Annotated in this window: 14 protein-coding genes, 2 tRNA genes and 2 pseudogenes; 6 read left to right on the top strand and 12 right to left on the bottom strand. The window is 72.6% G+C overall.

Going from position 1 to position 20,459, the window contains the following annotated elements; genetic code table 11:
- Positions 1-219: 219 nt before the first annotated feature.
- The 3 genes and pseudogenes from AKI01S_RS54895 to AKI01S_RS54000 form a co-directional block, all read right to left on the bottom strand.
- Positions 220-816, bottom strand: a pseudogene (locus AKI01S_RS54895) (GDSL-type esterase/lipase family protein); the annotation flags it as partial.
- A 488-nt stretch (positions 817-1,304) separates the two neighbouring features.
- On the bottom strand, positions 1,305-1,904 hold the full coding sequence (locus AKI01S_RS54005) for an MFS transporter (RefSeq protein WP_245682015.1): 600 nt from the start codon (positions 1,902-1,904) through the stop codon (positions 1,305-1,307).
- 259 nt (positions 1,905-2,163) lie between these two features.
- Positions 2,164-2,610: pseudogene (locus AKI01S_RS54000) on the bottom strand (MFS transporter); the annotation flags it as partial.
- A 206-nt stretch (positions 2,611-2,816) separates the two neighbouring features.
- Between AKI01S_RS54000 and AKI01S_RS42455 the strand changes: the two are divergent.
- Positions 2,817-3,482, top strand: a complete 666-nt coding sequence (locus AKI01S_RS42455) for a TetR/AcrR family transcriptional regulator (RefSeq protein WP_067831551.1) — start codon at positions 2,817-2,819, stop codon at positions 3,480-3,482.
- Positions 3,483-3,598: 116 nt separating this feature from the next.
- Here AKI01S_RS42455 and AKI01S_RS42450 read toward each other — a convergent pair whose 3' ends face one another.
- Both AKI01S_RS42450 and AKI01S_RS42445 read right to left on the bottom strand, forming a co-directional pair.
- Complete coding sequence (locus AKI01S_RS42450; protein WP_067831549.1) at positions 3,599-6,592, bottom strand: alpha/beta fold hydrolase; 2,994 nt, start codon at positions 6,590-6,592, stop codon at positions 3,599-3,601.
- 112 nt (positions 6,593-6,704) lie between these two features.
- Positions 6,705-8,360 carry an AMP-binding protein gene (locus AKI01S_RS42445; protein WP_067831547.1) on the bottom strand — a complete coding sequence of 552 codons (1,656 nt, stop codon included), beginning with the start codon at positions 8,358-8,360 and terminating at the stop codon, positions 6,705-6,707.
- A 214-nt stretch (positions 8,361-8,574) separates the two neighbouring features.
- Here AKI01S_RS42445 and AKI01S_RS42440 point away from each other — a divergent pair, with 214 nt between their 5' ends.
- Positions 8,575-9,546, top strand: coding sequence for an alpha/beta hydrolase (locus tag AKI01S_RS42440; protein ID WP_067831545.1), 972 nt, complete (start codon positions 8,575-8,577; stop codon positions 9,544-9,546).
- A gap of 89 nt (positions 9,547-9,635) precedes the next feature.
- Here AKI01S_RS42440 and AKI01S_RS42435 read toward each other — a convergent pair whose 3' ends face one another.
- Together AKI01S_RS42435 and AKI01S_RS42430 are read right to left on the bottom strand one after the other, a co-directional pair.
- Positions 9,636-10,007: a DUF3054 domain-containing protein gene (locus AKI01S_RS42435; protein WP_067831542.1), complete on the bottom strand. Its 372-nt coding sequence runs from the start codon at positions 10,005-10,007 to the stop codon at positions 9,636-9,638.
- A 188-nt stretch (positions 10,008-10,195) separates the two neighbouring features.
- A tRNA-Met gene (locus AKI01S_RS42430) sits at positions 10,196-10,269 on the bottom strand.
- 85 nt (positions 10,270-10,354) lie between these two features.
- Between AKI01S_RS42430 and AKI01S_RS42425 the strand changes: the two genes are divergently transcribed.
- A complete protein-coding gene (locus tag AKI01S_RS42425; RefSeq protein ID WP_245682014.1) occupies positions 10,355-11,554 on the top strand; it encodes a cytochrome P450 in 1,200 nt (399 codons plus the stop codon).
- Here AKI01S_RS42425 and AKI01S_RS42420 read toward each other — a convergent pair.
- Positions 11,544-12,269 (bottom strand): NUDIX domain-containing protein, encoded by a 726-nt coding sequence (locus AKI01S_RS42420; protein ID WP_067831554.1) that lies wholly within the window; start codon positions 12,267-12,269, stop codon positions 11,544-11,546. The two genes, AKI01S_RS42425 and AKI01S_RS42420, sit on opposite strands and share 11 nt — an antisense overlap.
- Before the next feature lie 85 nt (positions 12,270-12,354).
- Here AKI01S_RS42420 and AKI01S_RS42415 point away from each other — a divergent pair, with 85 nt between their 5' ends.
- Positions 12,355-14,121, top strand: a complete 1,767-nt coding sequence (locus tag AKI01S_RS42415) for an AbeC-like domain-containing protein (protein WP_067831538.1) — start codon at positions 12,355-12,357, stop codon at positions 14,119-14,121.
- A complete protein-coding gene (locus tag AKI01S_RS42410) occupies positions 14,118-15,032 on the top strand; it encodes a 5'-methylthioadenosine/S-adenosylhomocysteine nucleosidase family protein (protein WP_067831536.1) in 915 nt (304 codons plus the stop codon). Before AKI01S_RS42415 ends, AKI01S_RS42410 begins: the two co-directional genes overlap by 4 nt.
- Before the next feature lie 40 nt (positions 15,033-15,072).
- Here AKI01S_RS42410 and AKI01S_RS42405 read toward each other — a convergent pair.
- The 4 genes from AKI01S_RS42405 to AKI01S_RS42390 all read right to left on the bottom strand — a co-directional run bounded on the left by AKI01S_RS42405 (position 15,073) and on the right by AKI01S_RS42390 (position 17,319).
- Positions 15,073-15,149, bottom strand: a tRNA-Met gene (locus AKI01S_RS42405).
- A 77-nt stretch (positions 15,150-15,226) separates the two neighbouring features.
- Positions 15,227-16,282 (bottom strand): YlbL family protein, encoded by a 1,056-nt coding sequence (locus AKI01S_RS42400; protein ID WP_067831533.1) that lies wholly within the window; start codon positions 16,280-16,282, stop codon positions 15,227-15,229.
- Between the two features lie 28 nt (positions 16,283-16,310).
- Positions 16,311-16,736, bottom strand: a complete 426-nt coding sequence (locus AKI01S_RS42395; protein ID WP_218010028.1) for a molybdenum cofactor biosynthesis protein MoaE — start codon at positions 16,734-16,736, stop codon at positions 16,311-16,313.
- Between the two features lie 52 nt (positions 16,737-16,788).
- Positions 16,789-17,319 carry a PPA1309 family protein gene (locus AKI01S_RS42390; RefSeq protein ID WP_067831529.1) on the bottom strand — a complete coding sequence of 177 codons (531 nt, stop codon included), beginning with the start codon at positions 17,317-17,319 and terminating at the stop codon, positions 16,789-16,791.
- A gap of 119 nt (positions 17,320-17,438) precedes the next feature.
- Between AKI01S_RS42390 and AKI01S_RS42385 the strand changes: the two genes are divergently transcribed.
- Positions 17,439-20,390 carry a UPF0182 family membrane protein gene (locus AKI01S_RS42385; RefSeq protein ID WP_067831526.1) on the top strand — a complete coding sequence of 984 codons (2,952 nt, stop codon included), beginning with the start codon at positions 17,439-17,441 and terminating at the stop codon, positions 20,388-20,390.
- The last annotated feature ends 69 nt before the right edge of the window (positions 20,391-20,459 follow it).

Here is a 20,459-nt window from a genome sequence, read left to right as displayed (position 1 = left end):
TTCGCGATCCGCCCTGCGGGCCCTCGCCTCCGGCGTCGGGCCCGCAGGGCGGGTAAGGTGCTCGCGCGCGTGGCTGGGCATGAGCTCCTGGCCGTGCTGCGCAAGGAAAGCGGGCAACGCGCTCGCGCGCGTGGCTGAGCCACTCCGGCGGGAGGCGGGCCCCGGCTCCCGTGGGCAACGCGCTCGCGCGCGTGGCTGAGGCTCCCTTTGAAGCAGGCCCTAGATCCCGAGCGTCCGCGCCACCGCGTTCGCCATGGCCTCGGCTCCGGCGTCGTCGGGGTGCAGGTGGTCGCCGCTGTCGTGATCCGGCCGCAGCGCCGACGGGTCGGCGGGGTCGCGCAGCGCCGCGTCCAGGTCGGCGACCGCCGCGAAGCCCGCCTCGTTCGCGCGCAGCCAGGCGTTGAGCCGCTGCCGCAGCGCCTCCTCCGCGGCGAGGTCCACCCCCGGCGGCTGCGCGCCGCCGAACGGCGTCACGGTCGCCACGACGGTGGTGATCCCGTGCCGCGCGGCGGTCTCGGCGATGGCGCGGTAACCGGCGGTGAGCTCGTCGAACGTCACCGGCGGCACGTCGAACACCACGGGCATGCCGATGTCGTTGAGGCCCACTTGCACGACCGCGTGCGTGACGCCGGGGACCGCCGGGACCTCCCGCGCGAAACGGGCGACACCGCGTTCCCCGAACTCGTCACTGACCAGGCGGTTCCCGGAGATGCCCAGGTTGACCACCGACGCTCCGGGCACCAGCCGGGCCAGCACGTCCGGGTACCGCCGGTCCGCCCCCGGCGTCGTGCCGACCCCGTCGGTCAGCGAGTCCCCGAACGCGACCACCACCGGCCGCCGCGCCTCCGCCGCCACGTCGACGCCGCTGAGGAAGAACCCCGACTCGCTCTCCTCCCCGCCCGGGGCGTCCCCGTCCCCGGACGTGATCCACGTGGTCCGCAACGCGAACGGATGGTAGGTCGCGGGCCCGGTCTCCTCCGGGAGGTAGGCGCTCACCGTCAGGTCCGCCTCGCCCTTCAGCGGGAAGGCGAACGGATCGCTCACCGCCTCCTCCCCCGCGCCCACCGTCACGCGGGCCCCGCCCCCGAACGTCACCGCCGCGCCGTCGGCGACCACCCGCCCGACGACCAGGGGGCGTGCGCCGTAGAGGTTGCTGAACCGCACGCGGAGCCGTTCGCCCTCGCCCCGCACCCGCACGACCTGCCGCACCGTCTGGTCGGCGAACCCGCGCGGCCCGTGCACCAGCGTCATCGACTCGAAGGGGCTCACCATGGCCGACCGGTAGGCCGCCGTCCACGTCGTCGTCATCGCGCTCCCGCCTCCTCTTCGGCTTCCTGGGGGACCAACGAGCCGGACACCTCCCGTGGACGGCCGGGCAACAGGAAACTCACCGCCAGGACCGTCACGACCGCGCCGCAGGCGAACGCGAAGACCCCGTGGATCCCGCCCATGACGTCGTCCCCGGCGGTCTGCACGATCAGCGCGACCACGGCGATCCCCACCGACGCGCCGAGCTGGTTGAGCATGTACAGCACCGAGCTGCCCTGCGGGACCCGCGCCGGGGGCAGCGTCCGGTACAGCGCCCCCATCGTCGGCGCGCCGACGCAGCCCAGCCCCAGTCCCAGCGCGAGCGCCACCAGCGCCGTCACCACCTCGCCGGTCCGCGGCCCGATCTGCGTGAGCGCCAGCGTCCCGGCCAGTGCCAGCGCCGCGCCGTTCTGCGCGAGCGCGCGCGACCCCACCCGGTCCGACAGACGTCCCGCCAGCGGCATCGCCAGCGCCGCCCCGATCCCGAGCGACGCCGCCAGCGTCCCCGCCGCGAACGCCCCGTGCCCGCGCACCTGCTGGTAGTACAGCGGCAGCGCGAACAGGCTCGCGAACGTCGCCAGCCCGACCAGCCCCATCACGGTCACGCTCGCGCTGAACCCCCGGCTGCCGAACAGCCGCAGGTCGATCAGCGGCGGGGTGCGCCGCGCCGCCGCCCAGCGGGACCAGCACCTGCCAGGCCGTCACCGAGGCGTGCTCGGCGGCCTGCGACAGCGCCAGGATCGCCGCCGCGAAGCCCGGCCCGAGCAGTGCCAGCCCCACCACGTCCAGCCGGACGCGGTCCGCGTCCCCGGCGGCCGCGTCGCGCGGGAGCGTCCGCAGCGCCAGCCAGAACGCCACCACCCCGACCGGCAGGTTGACCAGGAACATCCATCGCCAGCCCAGCCCGTCGAGCATGACGCCGCCCACCACCGGCCCCAGCACCGGGCCGAGGGACAGCACCACGCCCATCAGTCCCATCACGCGCCCGGCGCGGCCCGGTCCCGCGCCTCGCGCCAGCAGCACCAGCACCAGCGGGTCGAGCACGCCCGCGCCGACCCCCTGCACGACGCGGAACGCCACCAGGCTCCCCACGTCCCACGCCAGCCCCGACGCCAGCGACCCGGCCAGGAACAGCACCAGCCCGGACAGCCACAGCCGCCGCGCGCCGAACCGGTCCACCGCCCAGGAGGTGACGGGGATGGTGACGGCGAGGGCCAGCAGGTAGGCGGTCGAGACCCAGCCGACCGCGCCGAGCGAAGTCCGGAACTCCGCGACCAGGGTGTCCGCCGCGACGGCGACCATCGTCCCGTCGAGGATCCCCATGACCCCGCCCAGCAGGACCGCCCCGACCAGGCGGCGCAGCGCCGGATCGAATCTTTCCCCATTGGTAGAGATATTTGAACTCATGGGTTCAAGCTAGCCCCGGGCCGGGACCGCGATCAACCGGCTGAGGCAATAAAAATGAACCAGTGAGTTCAAGTTACCGGGCTTGGCGGTAGGATCACGGGGTGACCACAGTGCGAACCCCGGCCGCCGCGCGCGGGCGCATCGACAAGCGGCGGGCGATCCTGGACGCCGCGTTCACGGTGTTCTCCCGGGCGGGCTACGGCCAGGCCTGCGTGAAGGAGATCGCGGCCGAGGCGGGGGTGGCCAAGCCCACCGTCTACAACCACCTGACCGACAAGGCGACCCTGTTCCGGGAGGCGATGGCGGCCGCCGCCGAGTCCGCCCTGGCCGCCGACCTGGCCGCCCTCGAACCGCTGCACGAACCGGTCGGCGGCACGGGCGACGGTGTGGGCGGGGACGTGCCAGCGGCGTTGACGCGGGTGGCGCGGGAGTTGCTGCGGCGGCACGCCACGGCCGAGGCATGGGCGCTGCGGCGGCTGCTGCACGCCGAGCTCACGCAGTTCCCCGACCTGCTCGACACGGTCCGGGGCGACGGGACGCGGCGGCTCGGCGAGGCGCTGGCCGACCGGTTCGCGCGGCTGATGCTCGCCGGGCGGCTGCGCGCGGCCGATCCCGCCGTGGCGGCCGAACAGTTCCTCGCGCTACTGGACGGACCGCTGGAGGCGCGTTCCGCGATGGGCACGCGCAGGCTGAGGAAGGCCGACCTGGACGCCCTCGCGGACGCCGCCGTGGAGACGTTCCTGCGCGCGTTCGGCCCCGAGTCCTAGGGCCCCGTTCCACGGCGGACCTCAGCCACGCACGCGAGCGCGCCACCTGACCTTGGGAGGCGCGAGTCCCCCGGACGGGCGCCGTGGGCCTGGGCTGGGAAACACCGCCCAGGCCGTCAGCGGGACGCCGTTCTCGGCGGGGCCGTCTTCAGCAGGCGGCGGCGGGCCGTCTCCGTCAACGGACGGTACGCCCCGGTCCGGTCGCGGAAGTACGTGCGGCCGTCCGCCTCGGGGATGCCCTCGGCGCGCAGCGGCCGCGTGTCCAGGCGGTGGCCGACGGTCAGGGGGATCCGGTCCACCACCCGCACCACCGCCGGGCGCAGCTCCGGCTCCACCCGCAGCAGCGCCTCCGACAGGTCGAGGGGCTTCAGCCGCTCGTCGCCGCACAGGCTCACGGCGGCGGCGGCCAGCTCGGTGCCGTTGACCTCGACGCCGTAGACCGCGACCGCGTCGATGTAGGGCAGGTCGCCCAGCGCGTCGCGGATCGGGCCCGGCGGGACGATCCCCTCGGCGGTGCGGATCAGCTCCGCCTCCCGGCCGACCAGCCAGAAGTCGCCGTCGGCGTCGCGCCGGAACAGGTCACCGGTGATCGTCCAGGCGTCCCCGGGCGCGAACACCCCGCGCACCGGGCGCGGCGCGGCGGCGATCGCGGCCGGGCGCACCCGCGACAGCAGCATCCCGATCTCCTCGGGATCGCACTCGACGGCGAACCCGTCGGGGCCCTGGGCCGGCCGCCCGTTCTCCAGGTCGTAGCGGGCCAGGCGCACCTCGGCGCTGCCCGGCAGCGGGCGGCCCAGCGAGCCGGGCTTCTTGCCCGACAGGTTCACGAGGATCGCCTCGCCGGTCGTGGAGGCGTAGAACTCCAGCACCCGCGCGGGCGTGAACCGTTCCTCGACCCGCCGCCACAGGCCGCGCGGCATGCCCGACCCGATGAACAGCCGCACCGGGTGGTGCCGCTCGCCGGGGTGCGGGGGCGCGTTGACCAGGTCGTTGAGCAGCGACCAGGTGTAGGAGGCGACGGTCGCGCCGTACCGGCGGGCCTCGTCCCAGAACGTCTCGGGGTCGTAGGCGCTGGCCAGCGCCAGCCGCGCGCCGCTCACCACGGCCCCGCCGAGGCTCATCAGGATCGCCGACGGGTGCTGGAGCGGGGTGATGGAGAAGACGGTGTCGGCCGGGGACAGCGCCGCCGACGACGCGGTGCCGAACGCCGACAGCGCCCACCGCCGGTTGGTGACCCGGCTGGCCTTCAGGTGCTCGCCGTCCCCGGTGAACAGCACGTACGCCACGTCCCCGGCGCGCCCCGGGTTCGGCCGGTACCAGCCGGGCAGGGCGACGGCCTCGGGGTCGATGCGCTCCATGTCCTCCAGCCCCAGCTTCGCGAGCGGCAGGGCGAGGTCGCGGTCCGGGCCGCCGCCCCCGCCCAGCACGTATCCGCGCACCCGCGGCAGGCGCGCGGCGCGTTCGGCGTGCTCGGGGTCGGCGATCACGCGGGTGACGCCGGACAGGGCGGCCTCGCGCTCGGGGTCGCCGTCGGGGCGCAGCAGCACCGCGACCGCGCCGATCCGGCTGAGCGCCGCCACCAGCGCCAGCGCCGACGGGCGCGTGCTCATCAGGACGCCGACCGCGTCGCCCTGCCGGACCCCGATATGGACCAGCCCGCGGACCACCGCGTCGACGCGGCGCTTGGCGGCGTCGTGGGTGTAGGCGCGGCCGTGGTAGAGGAAGAACACGTCCTGCGGGACGCGGCGGGCCTGCTCGTCCAGCAGCAGGCCGAGGGAGATGCGGGTGTCGGACTGGATGCGTTCCAGGCGGGCCAGCCGGGGCAGGTTCTGCGCGGCCTCGCCGAACAGCTGCCGGGAGCCGCGCACCGCCCGCACCGCCGTGGTCGCCGCCGACCGCACCGCGTTGCCGCCGATGCCCGCGACCAGTTGCAGTCCGTACCCGGCGGCCCCGCCGGGCAGCGCCGGGGCCGCGGCCTCCTCGTCGCCGGTGACCGTCGTGACCGGCTCGGGCAGGTCCGCCGCCCCGGCCCGCCACCGGGCCCAGTCGGCGACGACCGGCCAGGTCTGCGCCATCGCCACCGACCCGACGACCAGCCCGAAGTGTCCGGCGCGCAGCGACACCTCGTGGATCTGGGCGCGCGGCGCGGCCCGGCGGATGCCGCGCACCATCGGCGGCGGCGCGATCTCGTCGACCTCCCCGACGAACGTCAGCACCGGGCAGGTGATGTCGGCCAGCGTCACCAGCCGGTCCCCGATGACGAACCCGCCGGTCAGCATCCGGTTGTGCTGGATGAACTGCCGGATGAACTCCGCCAGCGCGGGCCCCGGCCAGGCGACCCAGCCCTCGCGTTCCAGGAAGCGGCGCTGGCGCTCGCGCGGGGCCAGGCGTTCCCGGTCGTGCAGCTGCATCAGGAAGTCGATCCGGCTGCGGACCGACTTGACCGGGCTGAGGAGCTGGAACCCGGTCCGCGTCACCCAGCCGGGGATGTCCAGGCTGCGCAGCAGCGCGTCGGGGATGCGCTCGGCGCCCTCGGCCGCCAGCCAGCTCGGCAGCCCGAACGGCAGCCCCACGCTGGTGTCGGCCGGGCTGCCGAACGTCACCAGCGACTCGATGCCCCTGCTGCGCCGGTAGGCGGCGGCCTGGTAGACGAACATGCCGCCCTGCGAGTAGCCCGCCAGGTTCACGTCCCGTCCGGTGGCCTCGCGGACGCGGTCGATGGCGTCGCTGACCGCCAGGACGTGGTCGGTGACGGTCCGCTCCAGCCCGCCCGGCTCGCGTTCGGGCGCGCCGAAGTCCACCACCCACGGATCGACGCCGCGCCGGTGCAGCTCGGCGACCGCGCTGACCCGCGAGGAGATGTCGTACACCTCCGAGCTGATCATCAGCGGCGGGACCAGCAGCATGACCGGGCGCTTGTCGCCGTCGCCGGCCCCGCCGGGGAAGTAGTGCCGCAGCCGGTAGATCCGCTGCTCGGTCACCACCTCGCACGGCGAGGCGTCCTCGTCGGCGGTGTCCAGACCGCCGAAGCGGGCGACCTCCAGCGCGTTCTGGGCGGTGGCTCCCAGCCGGGAGCCGAACCGGAGAAGTGTTCTGGCAACAGGGGGCATCGTCGACCTCTCACAGAGTCAACGACATCGTGTCCAGTATCGGGGCTTTTATCAATGCGATCACTGACAAAGCCGCCCCCGTGTGGCTGACGCCACTGCTGACTTACCGAGCTCAGGGGCCTGACACGACCCGCGCGTCCGGCATGCGGCCCGCCTGGAACTGCTCCCACATGTAGCGCCGCCGCGGCTTGCCGCTGGACGTCCGCTGGATCAGGCCCGACCCGACGACGATGGTCAGCTCGACGTCCTCGCCGAGCCGCCGCCGCAGCGTCTCGCGCACGTCGTCCGCCCACCCGTCGTCCCGCGTCTCGGCGAACAGCACCAGCCCCTTCGTCCCGGCCCCGGGAACGGCGGTCACCGTGATCCGGCCCTTGCCGAGCCGCGTCACCTCGGCGATCTTCGACTCCAGGTCCTCGACGTACACCGAACGCCCCCGGACCTTGATGCTGTCGCCCATCCGCCCGAGCACGAACAACTGCCCGGCGAAGAGGAACCCGGCGTCGCCGGTGTGGACCCGGCCGCCCTTGAAGCGCGTGGACTTCCCCTCGGCCCCGGCGTAGTAGCCGGGGCACGCCGACTCCCCGCCGACCACGATCTCGCCGAGCCGTCCCGGCGGGAGCTCGCGGCCCTCGTCGTCGACGATCGTGACGGGGGCGTCGTCCTCGGGCGTCCCGCACCCGACGACCCAGCCCGCCTTCGCGCCCCGCGACTCCGCGCCCAGGGTGTGCTGCTCCAGGATCACCACCGGCTCGCCGAACGCCAGCGACTCGTTGTCGGGCCGCACGGCCAGCGGGTCGCGCGGCAGGTGGTCCACCGTGACCAGCAGCGTCGTCTCGGCCATCCCGTAGGCGGGCTTGAACGCCGACCGCCGGAACCCCAGCGGCTCCAGCAGCTCCGCGAAGACCTCCAGCGAGTGCGGGTCGATCGGCTCGGCCCCGACCAGCGCGGTCTTCCACCCCGACAGGTCCAGGCCCTCCAGCTGCTCGGGCTTCACGCGGCGCGCGACGTAGGCGTAGGCGAACGGCGGCGCGGCCGTGTGGCGGGCCTCGGCGAAGCAGCGGATCCAGCGCGCGGGGTCGCGGATGAAGTGGTCGGGCCGCATCAGCCGCAGCCTGCCCTGCCGCGCGATCGGGGTGAGGAACGTGCCGATCAGCCCCATGTCGTGGTACAGCGGCAGCCAGGAGGCGACCTCGTCCTCGTCGTCGTAGCCCGCGCAGCGCGCGATGAGCTCGGTGTTGGCCTCCAGGTTCGCCCAGGTGACCATGACGCCGCGCGGGGCGCCGGAGGAGCCGGAGGTGAACTGGAGCAGCGCCAGCTCCCCGGCCTCCTGGATCTCGCACTCGCGGTCGGCCTGGCGCGGCCGCCACGGTTCGCCGTCGATCCCGGCCTCGGCCATCGCGCGTCCGGCCAGGTCGGCGAGGCCGGCGGAGGCGATGGTGAGCCGGGGCCGGGCCTGCCGCAGGATCGCCGCGACGTGCGCGACGTAGTCGTCGCCGTCCTGGAACAGCGGCGGGGTGATCAGGCAGACGGTGCCGCCCGCCGCCCACACGGCGAAGTAGGTCTCGACGCAGGTGAAGTCGGTGGGCAGCACCACGCACACCACGTCCCCGGGGCGCACGCCGGCCTCGATCAGCGCCGCGCCGGTGCGGCGCGCGGCGGACGCGAGGCTCGCGTAGTCGCGGTACTCCCAGCCGCCGTCGTCGGTCGCCAAGTGGACGCCGCGTCCGGAGTTCGGCTTGTCCAGCCAGTCCCGCAGCGCAGATGCCATCCGAGTCCCCTTCGAGGTGCTCACCGTCACGCACGTGACTGAGGAGTAACTTCACCAGCGCGGCGACGTTTCCGTCAACCAGCGCTTTCCAGACGGGCCTTTGTGACATACGTGACAACCGGGGCGCTGGAATTTCGCACCTCCATGGGTTACCGACCGGTTCACCCCGTTGTTACCTTCACGCCACCCCACCCGCTCCCGGAACGAGGCCCGCATGGAGACCCGCCGCACGTTCTGCCGGACCGCGATCCTGTCCACCGGAGCCGCCCTGGGCGGCGGCCTGCTCACCGACACCGCGGACGCCGCGGGCGCGCGGGTCGTCGCCGAGAAGAGGATCAACGCCCGCACCCTCGACCTCACCGTCGCGTCCAGGGCCATGCGCCGCAACGTCAGGGTCCGGCTGCTGCTGCCCAGGGGGTGGTCGCGGAAGGCGCGGCGGACCTGGCCGACGGTGTGGGCGCTGCACGGCGGCAACGACCGCTACGACGCCTGGTACCGCCGCACCGACATCGAACGGCTCGCCGCCCGCCACCAGGTCATCGTCGTGATGCCGGAGGGCGGCTACGCGGGCGGCTACACCGACTGGTGGAACTACGGGCGGGGCGGCTCCCCCGCGTGGGAGACGTTCCACCTCACCGAGCTGCGCGGGCTGCTGGAGGCCCGGTACCGGGCGGGCAGGCGCCGCGCGGTCATCGGGCAGTCCTCCGGCGGATACGGCGCGCTGATCTACGCCGCGCGCCACCCCGGGATGTTCCGGTTCGCGGCCTCCTACAGCGGGTTCTGCTCGACGCTGTCGCCGGGCGTCCCGGAGGTGCTGATGACCGGGCTGTCGGGGCTGGGGCCGTTCGTGGACAAGAACGCGATGTGGGGGCACCCGATCTTCCAGCGGAACGTGTGGGCCGCGCACGACCCCGTCACCCAGGCCGCCCGGCTACGCGGCACCCGGCTGTACGTGTCGGTCGCGAGGAAGGGGCTCAAGGGCCCGCTCGACCGGCCGGACGCGCAGGCCGTCGACCCGGCCGAGGAGTTCTGCCACTACACGACCGTGCCGTTCCTGAACCGCCTCAGGAAGCTGCGCATCCCGGTCACCACGCACCTGTACGCGAAGGGGACGCACAGCTGGGCCTACTGGCAGTACGAGCTGCACCGCTCCTGGCCCCTGATGATGAAGGCCCTCGGCGCCTAGCGCCCGTTCCACAGCGGACCTCAGCCCGCACGCGAGCGCGCTACCCGATCTGCGGGCGAGCGCCGTGGGCCAGGGCTTCTGAACACGGCCTAACGCGCGGCGGGCGTCCGGCGGCGGGTGACCAGCAGGGCCACCGCGCGCCAGCCGAGCAGCATCAGCGCCAGGAACAGGCACGTCACGACGATGAACGCGGTCGCCGTCCCCTGCCCGGACACCACCCGCAGCGCCATCCCGAGCGCGACCGTGGACGCCCACACGCCGACGCCGACCGGCACGAGCGCCTCGGCCCGGCCCCGCCAGGCCCGCGTCACCAGCCAGCCGACCGCGAGCGCGACCAGAAACGGCCAGGCCGTGGTGGCGAACCCCGTCAGGCTCGCGGCCTCCTGGTGCGAGGCCCGTCCGATCGCCACGAACACGAGCACCCCGCACACGTCCAGGGCCGCCGCCGCACTCTTCCGCATTCGTCCAGGGTATCCACGCTCCCCGAACCGCCCGCCCCGGGGTCTTTCCGCCGAAAAAGCGAAAAGGGCCCGGATTTCTCCGGGCCCTTTTCCTTGGTAGCGGGGGTCTGGGGGTCGCTCCCCAGGGGAAACGGCGAAGAGCCGCCTGGGAGCAAACTTCGTTTGCGACCAGGCGGCTCTTCGGCTAGTAGCGGGGGCAGGATTTGAACCTGCGACCTCTGGGTTATGAGCCCAGCGAGCTACCGAACTGCTCCACCCCGCGCCGTCGCCCTGCGGGGTTTCCCTCGCGGCGATGTCTCAACTCTATGGGTACGGGGAACCTTAGGCAAACCGAGGACGGAGGCCGCGTGTACGACCCGTTCGACCCCGCGTTCCAGGCAGACCCCTACCCCGCCTACCGGCTGCTGCGCGACGAGGACCCGGCGCACCGCCACGACGACCCGCCGTTCTGGGCGCTGTCGCGGTTCGAGGACGTCTGGAACGCGGTGCGGGACACCGGGACGTTCTCCTCGGCCCAGGGCCTGACCTTCCACCCCGACGAGATCGGCACGCTGGGCCTGGCCCCCACGATCGTGATGCTGGACCCGCCCCGGCACACCGCGCTGCGCCGCCTGGTCAGCTCCGCCTTCACCCCGCGCCGGGTGGCCGCCCTGGAGGATCTGGTCCGCGACCACGTCCGCGCGCGCATCGCCGGGATGGAACGCCGGGCGGCGGCCGGGGAGCCGGTGGACCTGCACCGCGACCTCGCCTCGCCCCTCCCCACGTTCACCCTGGCGCACCTGCTGGGCGTCCCGGAGGCGGACCGCGCCCGCTTCGACCCGTGGGTGGCGGCGCTGACGACGTTCCAGGACGACGGCTTCGACACCGCCGCCCTGACCTCGGGCGGCGCGGCGGGGGCGGTGGCGGAGATGTTCGCCTACTTCTCCGAGGTGATCAGGGCCCGCCGCGAACGCCCGTCCGACGACCTGATCAGCGCCCTCACCACCGCCGAGCTGGACGGCGACCGCCTCACCGACTGGGACGTCCTCGGCTTCTGCTTCGTGATGGTCGCCGGCGGCAACGACACCACGGGCAACCTGGTCTCCCACGCGCTGGCCCTGCTGCACGCCCACCCCGACCAGCAGGCGGCCCTGGCCGCCGACCCGGCCCTGATCCCCGGCGCCCTCCTGGAGTTCCTGCGCCTGGAGGGCTCGGTCCAGGCGCTGGCCCGCACCACGACCCGTCCGGTGGAGCTGCACGGCGCGAGGATCCCCGAGGGCGCGAAGGTGATGATGCTCTACGGCGCGGCCAACCGCGACGACCGCGAGTTCGGCCCGACCGCCGACACCCTCGACATCACCCGGAAGATCCCCCGCCACCTGGGCTTCGGCACGGGCCCGCACTTCTGCATCGGCTCCCACCTGGCCAAACTCCAGGCCCGCATCGCCCTGGAGGAGCTACTGGGAGCCCACCCGAAGATTACCGTGGACCTGACAACGGCCCAACGGATCTCCTCCCCGTTCACCCGAGGCTGGACCTCCCTCCCCGCGGTCGGGTTCAGCGGCTGACCTGGTCCCCGGAACGCAACAGCGGCGGTGACAGCGCCTTCGCCGGTCCCCGCCGGTACAGCGCGGCGGGTCGTCCGGCCTCGAGCACCCGCCGTCCGCCCGTCGGTTCGAGGAACCCTTCGGCGCGGGTCACCTTCCGGCGGAAGTTGCTGGGGTCCAGCGGGGCACCCCAGACGACCTCGTACACCTTCCGCAGGTCGGCGACGGTGAACGGCTCCATGCAGAACGCCGCCGCCACGGTCGTGTACTCCAGGCGCGCCCGTGCCCGCTCCAGCGCGTCACGCAGGATGTCGGCGTGGTCGAACGCCAGCGACGTCGTCCCCGACACCAGCGGTCCCACCGCCTCCCACCGCGCCGCCCGGGCGTCGCTCCCCGCCACCGGCACGGGCAGGTCGGGCCCGAGCGCGAGATAGGCCACCGTGACCACCCGTCCGCGCGGGTCCCGATCGGGATCACCGTAGGCGCGCAACTGCTCCAGGTGCAGCCGTCGCCCGTCCAGCCCGGTCTCCTCGGCCAGTTCCCGCCGGGCGGCCTCGTCGAGGTTCTCCCCCGGCCGCACGTATCCGCCCGGCAGCGCGAGCCGCCCCCGGTACGGCGCGTTGCCCCGCTCGATCAGCAGCACGCACAGCTCGTCCCCCCGGATCGTGAAGATCACCAGGTCCACCGTGACGGCGGCCGGATCCGCCGGCCGCCGCCCACCAGAGTTCTCGGACACCCGCACCCCTTAAAGGTCGTATTGACTTTAACCCGATCCCTTTTTAAGGTCACATCGACCTGAAATCGGACCCTGTGGGGGTCGCATGTCGCACGCACCACCGGTCTCCCTCACCAAACCCCCCGCCGAGCGCAGCGAGCGCGGCGACGAGACGACCCGCCACCTGTGCGCGGGCGTCTACCTGGATCGCCGTTTCCGGAACCTCGTCCTCCGGCGGGTCCTGCACGAACCCCACCGTCGGGTGGCCCCCTCCTACGGCTTCGACCTCGTTCCCGTCGTCGACCACGCCTGGCGCTGCTGGGTGCTGGAGACGACCCGGCACGCGTGTACCGTGGCGCTGCTGCTCATCGCCGCCTGGTCCAGCCTGCCGACCGCGCTGACCGTCGTGTGCGCGCTCGGCCTGTGGGGGCTGGCCTGGCCTCTCCTCCGGCTCGCCCCGGAGGTTCTCAGGATCCGCCTGCGGACCGCCCGCGCCGAGTGGTTCCACCGCTACAAGACGCGGGGTGAGCTCAATGACGCCAACCGGCTGAAGGAACAGACCCGCTGGCTCAAGCTCGGGACGGCCTGCTGCGGGGTGATGGCGGTCACCCCCGCGGTGTCGGCATGGAGCGCGGGCGTCCCCGTTCTCTGGGTGCTCGCCTGGTCCACGGTCTTCCTCGCGCTGATCGCGGTGGTCACGGCGATGCTCGCGGCGGCCTGGCAGCGGGCGTTGAACAGCACCCGGCACCCCGGCCCGCTACGGCCGTCACGGCTCAGCCGCCGTCAGGAGGTGATCGACCGGCAGCAACGCCATCCCGTGGCCGTCTACCGCAGGCCCGAACCGAAGAAGGACGACGACGACCCCCTGCTCCGTCTCGATCCGGACGACGATCCGAACTTCTTCGTCGGAAGCGGCGAGCTCGTGCACCGCTGGCTGCCCCCGCTGACCGTCCAGTTGCTGCGGGACCGGCGCGGCACCGCCCTGGCGAACGGTACCGGCCCCCCGACGCTCTCCGGCGACGGGGAACGCGAGTTCGTCACGCCCCCGTTCCAGGCCCACGAGCTGGTGGAGCACTTGCGGTCCAGGATGAAGGCGATCGGCAGAACCTCCGACCCGACGCGCATGCCGGGCTACCAGGTCGCCGACCGGATCTACTTCGCCGAAGGCGACGCGCCGGACGTCCGGAAGGCCCTGACGGAACGCTGTGCCCCGGAGACCCTGCGCCGGATCATCAACGAGCCGTACGGTCCCGCCCAGTACTTCCTGGAGATCCGCACGACCTCCTCGGGCGAACTCGTGACCACGGTCTTTCTCCGGGTCACGGTGAAGGGCCGGTCGCTCAGCCTGGACTTCGCCGCCTGCGCGCTGACCCGGACGCCGTCCCGCTCCCAACTCCACGGCCGACCCGCCCTCCACCGTGCCCCCGCGCTCGCGGTCCTGGCTGCGTTGGGTCGGCTCCCCCTTGAGGTCCTGGACTCGTGGCGACTGGTCACCGCGCCGTGGGTGCTCACCCAGAGCCTGCGCGTCCGCCGGGGAGGCGGCGGCTGGGGACGCAGCCCCCAGGTGTGCGTGCGGGAGCACGCCGCCGCCGACTGGCGGTCGGCCGACTTCGACAAGCCGGTGATCCTCGACCAGATGAAGATCATCGAATTGCGGCTGCTGACGGCGGTCAAGGACTTCCTCCGGTCGCGCGGCGTCGACACCTCCACGTTCGAGAAGCGCGCCGAGACCATCATCAGCGCCAACGTGCTCAACATGGGCGGCCGCGTCGACATCACCAACTCGGCGGTCGGCGACAGCGCCCAGGTCAACCTCGGAACCCCCGTTCCGCACGGCAGCAACGACCCCACCGTCCAGGGAGCTCACGCATGACCCGCGAACCGCACGTCAGCGGAATCGTCACGCACGGCGGCACGACCAACGTCAACTCCTCCGCCGTCGGCCACCGTCCCGTCGTCAACATCACCGCACCCCACGCCGAGCGGAGCACGGACGGGGACCGGAACCGCGAACGCGTCCAGGTCGGCGTCATCACGATCCTCGACGTCGAGACGCAGGCGGTACGGCTGGCTCTCGGCCTGAACGAGGAGCCGGCCGACGGCCTGCGCTTCTACACCGGGCAGGTGTCCGGGCCGAACGGCCCGACGTCGGTCGCCGCGATCCGCGCCCTCGCCCAGGGGCAGCGTTCCGCCATCGCGGCCTACGAGAACCTGCGGCGCCACCACGACCCGGAGGTGGTGGTCCTGACCGGTATCGGCGGCGGCATCCACCGCGACGTCCACGAGGGCGACGTCGTGGTCGCCACTCGCGTCGTCTACTACGACCTGCGCAAGTACACACCCGACGGGGTCCGACACCGCGGGGAGGAACGCGAGTCGCCCGCGGGGGTCGGGCACGCGATCAACGCGTTCTTCAGCGACCACCACCCCGCGGAGTTCCCGGTCGCGGACCCGGCGGGCACCACCCGGACCATGCGGATGCTGCACGGCCCGATCGGGTCCGGGGAGGCGGTGATCGCCGACTCGGCCGCCGAGACCCTCGCCTATCTGGCCGGTTTCAACGACAAGATCCTCGCGATCGACATGGAGGCCGGCGGGCTCGGCCAGGTCTGCCACGAACGCTCGGCCGGGACCGGGCGGCCGCACGGCTGGGTGGTCGTCCGCGGGATCTCCGACCTGGCGGGAGCCGACAAGAACGACGACCATCATCGGCTCGCGTCCTGGCATGCCGCTGTCGCGCTGCGGAGACTGCTCCCTTATCTACGGATTGAGCGGTCTTCCTGAAAAAGCGAAAAGGGCCCGGATTTCTCCGGGCCCTTTTCCTTGGTAGCGGGGGCAGGATTTGAACCTGCGACCTCTGGGTTATGAGCCCAGCGAGCTACCGAACTGCTCCACCCCGCGCCGTCGCCCTGCGGGGTTTCCCTCGCGGCGATGTCTTAACTGTATGGCATCCGGTGGGAGGTGTCGAATCGGTTTGGTCAGCGGTTCTCGCAGCTCGGGATCGTGCCCTTGGCGCCGTTGAGGGCGTTGATGGACTCGATCGCGCTCTTCAGGGTGTCGGCGCGGACCAGGCGGAGGCCGTCGGGGCGGGCGGCCAGGGCGTCCTTGCAGTTGCCGGCGGGGGTCAGGAAGACCGTGGCCCCGGCGCGGCGGGCCGCGATCATCTTCTGCTGGATGCCGCCGATCGGGCCGACCTCGCCCTTGGGGGTGATGGTGCCGGTGCCCGCGATGAACTTGCCGCCGGTCAGGTTCTCCGGGGTGAGCTTGTCGTAGATCGCCAGCGCGAACATCAGGCCCGCGCTGGGGCCGCCGACGTCGCCGACGCTGATGTCGATCTTGAAGGGGAACTTGAAGCGGTCGGCGAGCACGATGCCGACGACCGGCCGCTTGGCGTCGGTGGGCGCCGGGGCGGTGGTCAGCGTCACCTTCTCGTCCTTGCCGTCGCGCCGGTAGCCGATGGTCACCGGGTCGCCCGGCTTGCGGCGGGTCACCCGGCCGGTGACGTCGGAGACCGACGCGGCGGGGGCGCCGTCCACCGACACGATCTCGTCGCCGGGCTTCAGCCTGCCCTCGGCGGGCTTGCCCTTCTGGACCGAGTCCACCTGGACCTGGTTCCGGATGGGGATCTTGAGTTCGTTGAGGGCGGCGGCCTCGGCGCTCTCCTGGGAGTCCCGCATCTGGCGGGTGTTCTCCTCGTCGACCTGCTGCTGGCTCTCGCCCTTGGGGAAGACCGTCTCCTCCGGGACGATCGCCACGTCGCCCTCGACCCACCCGCGCAACGCCGTGAGCAGGTCGATCCGCCCGCCCGGTCCGCCCCGGTAGGTGACGGTGGTGAAGTTCAGGTGCCCGTCGGTCGGGTACGTCCGCTGCCCGTCGATCTTCACGAGCGGGACGCCCTTGTCGTCGGTGCCCAGGGTGTCGCTCGTGGGACCGGGCATCAGCGCGACATAGGGGACGGGCAACAGCGCACCCACCATGGCCAGTACCAGAACGAGCACGCTGGCGACGGTGAGGGTGGCGGCGCGACGTGACATGCCAGGAACTCTATGCGGACCGGAACCGTCAGCAGGCTCCGACCCACTCCTCGCCGCCGTCGGCGAAGGTCTGGTGCTTCCAGATGGGCACCTGCGCCTTCAGGTCGTCGATCAGGCGGCGGCACGCCTCGAACGCCTCGCCCCGGTGCGGGCAGGACGCCGCGACCACCACCGCCAGGTCGCCGATCTCCAGGTCGCCGACCCGGTGCACGGCGGCCAGGGCCCGCACCGGGAAGTCGGCGGCGACCTTCTCCATCACGCGCCGCAGCTCGCGCTCCACGGTGGGGTGGGCGCTGTAGGACAGGGCCTTCACGGCCTGGGCGTGGTCGTGGTCGCGGACGGTGCCCACGAAGACGGTGGTGCCGCCGGCGGCCGGGTCGCCGACGGCGTTGAAGACCTCGTCCACCGACAGGGGGGTGTCGCGGATCCCGATCAGCCTGATGACGTCGCTCACAGCCCGCAGGCTACCCGGCCGGACGCGGCACGGTGCGTCCCCCGGCGGCCTTTCAGCCCGTCTGCCCGGGCTCGTCGGGCTCCAGGGTGGCGGCCAGGGCCTCGGCGAGGGCCGGGACGAGCTCCGGGCCGGCCAGCACCTCGTCCTCGGCGTCGTGGCGGCGCAGCCGCAGCGCCGAGTACCGCGACCCGTCGCGCAGCACCCCCACGATCATCCGCACGTCCTCGCGCTTCGGGTGCTCGGCCGCCCACCTGGCGGCCTCGCCCTCGTCCTCGGGGATCTCCTCCTCGACCTCCGGCGGCAGCACGACCCGCTCCACGACCAGCGCGCACCCGGCGACGGCGTCCGGCCAGGCGATCGTGGCGAGGAAGTCCTCGACGGTCCGGTTCCCGTCCAGATCCTCCTGCTCCAGGGCGGCCAGGGAGTCACCGTCGTCGGGCAGGCCCAGCTGCTCGGCCAGTTCCGGCTCCGCCGCACGCAGCTCGGAGCTGCTGACCAGGGCATACAGCCTCGGCGGCGCGTCCCAGCCCTCCTGGGCGGCATGACGTTCCAGATCCAGCACGACTTCTTCGAGAAGACTCACGGGGCCATCTTTCCCATATTCGGGGCGGGGACATGCGGAAAAACCCGCCCGGCTCGGTAAGTTGCTTACACGGCACCGGCGTGGAGCCGGTGCGGCGCGACCCTGAACGGAGGGGCCTCTTGACCTTCCGGACTCCCGGATTCGGGCGCCGGCTCGGGACCGGCCGGAGCAGGCTGGTGCTGCCGGTCCTCGTCACCGTGGCGGTGCTGCTGATCGCCTTCATGGTGTTCACGGCGATCTGGACCGACCTGCTCTGGTACCGATCCGTCGGCTTCTCCTCTGTCTACACCACCGGGCTGTGGGCCCGTGTCGTGTTGTTCGTCGGCGGCGGCGCGCTGATGGCCCTGGTCGTCGGCGCCAACGTCGTCGTCGCCTACCGGCTGCGGCCCTCCCACCGGCCGATGTCGCTGGAACAGCAGGGGCTGGAGCGCTACCGGGCCATCATCGACCCGCGCCGCAAGCTCATCGCGGGCGGCGGCCTGGGCCTGCTGGCGCTGCTGACCGGCTCGTCGGTGGCGGGCCAGTGGCCGGTGTGGCTGGCGTTCCTCAACCGCACGACGTTCGGCGTGAAGGACCCGCAGTTCGGCAAGGACGTGTCGTTCTACGTCTTCACCTACCCGTTCCTGCGGCTGGTGCTGGGCGTGGTGTTCGCGACGGTGATCCTGTCGATCGTCGCGGCGGTGATCGTCCACTACCTGTACGGCGGGCTGCGGCTCCAGGGGCCCGGCGACAAGATGTCGCCGCCCGCGCGGGCGCACCTGTCGGTGCTGGTGGGGCTGTTCGTGGCGCTGAAGGCGTTCGCCTACTGGTTCGACCGCTACGGCCTGGTCCACTCCGAACGCGGCGTGACCACCGGCGCCTCCTACACCGACGTCAACGCCCTGCTGCCCGCCAAGACGATCCTCGCGGTCATCGCGGTGATCTGCGCGGTGATGTTCGTCGGCAACATCGTGCGGCGCGGCATGATGCTGCCCGGCGTCGGCTTCACGCTGCTGGTGCTGTCGGCGATCCTGGTCGGCGGCGTGTACCCGCTGCTGATCCAGCAGTTCCAGGTGAAGCCGGACGAGCTGGCCAAGGAGCGGCAGTACATCCAGCGGAACATCGAGTTCACCCGGCGCGCCTACGGCGTCGACAAGGCCGAGATCGCCGTGGACTACGGCGCGAAGGTCGAGAGCGACGCCGGGAAGCTGCGCCAGGAGAGCGGGAAGCTGGCGCAGGGCGTCCGGCTGCTGGACCCGGCCGTGGTGGGCGAGACGTTCCAGCAGCTCCAGCAGGTCCGGCCGTTCTACCGGTTCCCCGACCCGCTGGACGTCGACCGCTACAAGATCGGCGACCGGACGGTCGACACGGTGGTGGCGCTGCGCGAGCTGTCGGGCGCGCCGTCGGGGCAGCGTTCCTGGGTGAAGGACCGCATGGTCTACACCCACGGCTACGGGTTCGTGTCGGCCTACGGCGACAAGTTCGGCAACGGCGGCACCCCCGACTGGGTCACCAAGGACATGCCGGTCGACCCCGCCGGCACGATCCGGGTGGACCGGCCGCAGATCTACTTCGGCGAGCGGTCCCCGATGTACTCGGTGGTCGGCGGGCAGGGGCAGCAGGAGCTGGACTACCCCGACAACAGCCCGGCCGGGCAGAAGAACACCACCTACCAGGGCACCGGCGGCGTGGCGGTCGACTCCTTCCTGAACAAGCTGCTGTTCGCGACCAAGTTCCAGGAGAAGAACCTGCTGCTGTCCGGCGCGATCAAGCCCGGCGCGAAGATCCTGTACAACCGGACGCCGCGCGAGATGGTGCAGCGCGCCGCACCGTGGCTGACGCTGGACGGCGACCCGTACCCGGCGGTGGTGAACGGCCGCATCCTGTGGATCCTCGACGGCTACACCACCTCGTCCAGCTACCCCTACTCCGAGCAGCGGAGCCTGGGCGACGCCACCCGCGACACCATCACCGACACCCGGTCGGCGGTGGCGCGGCAGACCAACGACCGCATCAACTACATGCGCAACTCCGTCAAGGCGACCGTGGACGCCTACGACGGCAGCGTGAAGCTGTACCAGTGGGACGAGCAGGACCCGGTCGCCAAGACCTGGATGAAGGTCTTCAAGGGCACCGTGCTGCCCAAGGGCGAGATCGACAAGGTGCCGGGGCTGAAGGAGCACTTCCGCTACCCGCAGGACCTGTTCAAGGTGCAGCGCAACATCCTGGCGCAGTACCACGTCACCGACCCGACGGCGTTCTACAACGGCGAGGGCTTCTGGGAGGTGCCCGAGGACCCCAGCGTCAAGGGCAAGCGGCAGCCGCCGTACTACCAGAGCCTCCAGATGCCGGGGTGGAGCGAACGGTCGTTCGCGCTGACCACGGTGTTCAACCCGCGCGGCAACCCGAACCTGGCGGCGTTCATGGCGGTGAACTCCACGCCGGGCCCGGACTACGGCAAGATCCAGGTCCTCCAGACGCCGCGCAACGCCCAGCCGCAGGGCCCCGGGCAGGTGCAGAACTCGTTCGAGACCGACTCGCGGGTCAAGGAGGAGCTGAACAAGCTGCGCCTCGGCAACACCCAGACGGTGGCGGGCAACCTGCTGACGATCCCGTTCGCCGGGGGCCTGCTGTACGTCGAGCCGATGTACGCCAAGGCCGGGGGCGGGGCCGAGCAGCAGCCGTTCCCGATCCTCGGCCGGGTGCTGGTGCGGTTCGGCGACCGGATCGCCTCCGGGCAGACGCTGGACGAGGCGATGAAGCAGCTGTTCGGCGGCGCGGCGTCGGTGCCCGCCCCCGGCGGCGACCGGGGCCGGGACCAGGGGCGAGGCCAGGGCCAGCAGGGCGGGGCGCTGACCCCGCAGGTCCGCGACGCCATCGCCGCGCTGGACAAGGCGCTCGCCGACTTCCGCGACGCCAAGGGCAAGGGCGACTTCGCCGGGATGGACCAGGCGTGGAAGCGGATCGAGGAGGCGCGCAAGGCGCTGAGCGACGCGCAGCAGGCCGCCGCCCAGCAGCCGGCGCGGTCCCCCTCGCCGTCGCCGACGGCCTCGCCGAACGCGACCCCCTCGCCCACGGCCTCGGCCAGCTGACCACCCGGACGCGGACGGCCGCGCACCCCGCCGGGGTGCGCGGCCGTTCCCGTCCCGCGGCGGCCGTTC

Source organism: Actinomadura kijaniata NBRC 14229, from assembly GCF_001552175.1.
Lineage (GTDB): Bacteria > Actinomycetota > Actinomycetes > Streptosporangiales > Streptosporangiaceae > Spirillospora > Spirillospora kijaniata.
The sequence above is the reverse complement of the archived record's forward strand: the minus strand, read 5'-3'. Positions and strand labels throughout refer to the sequence as shown.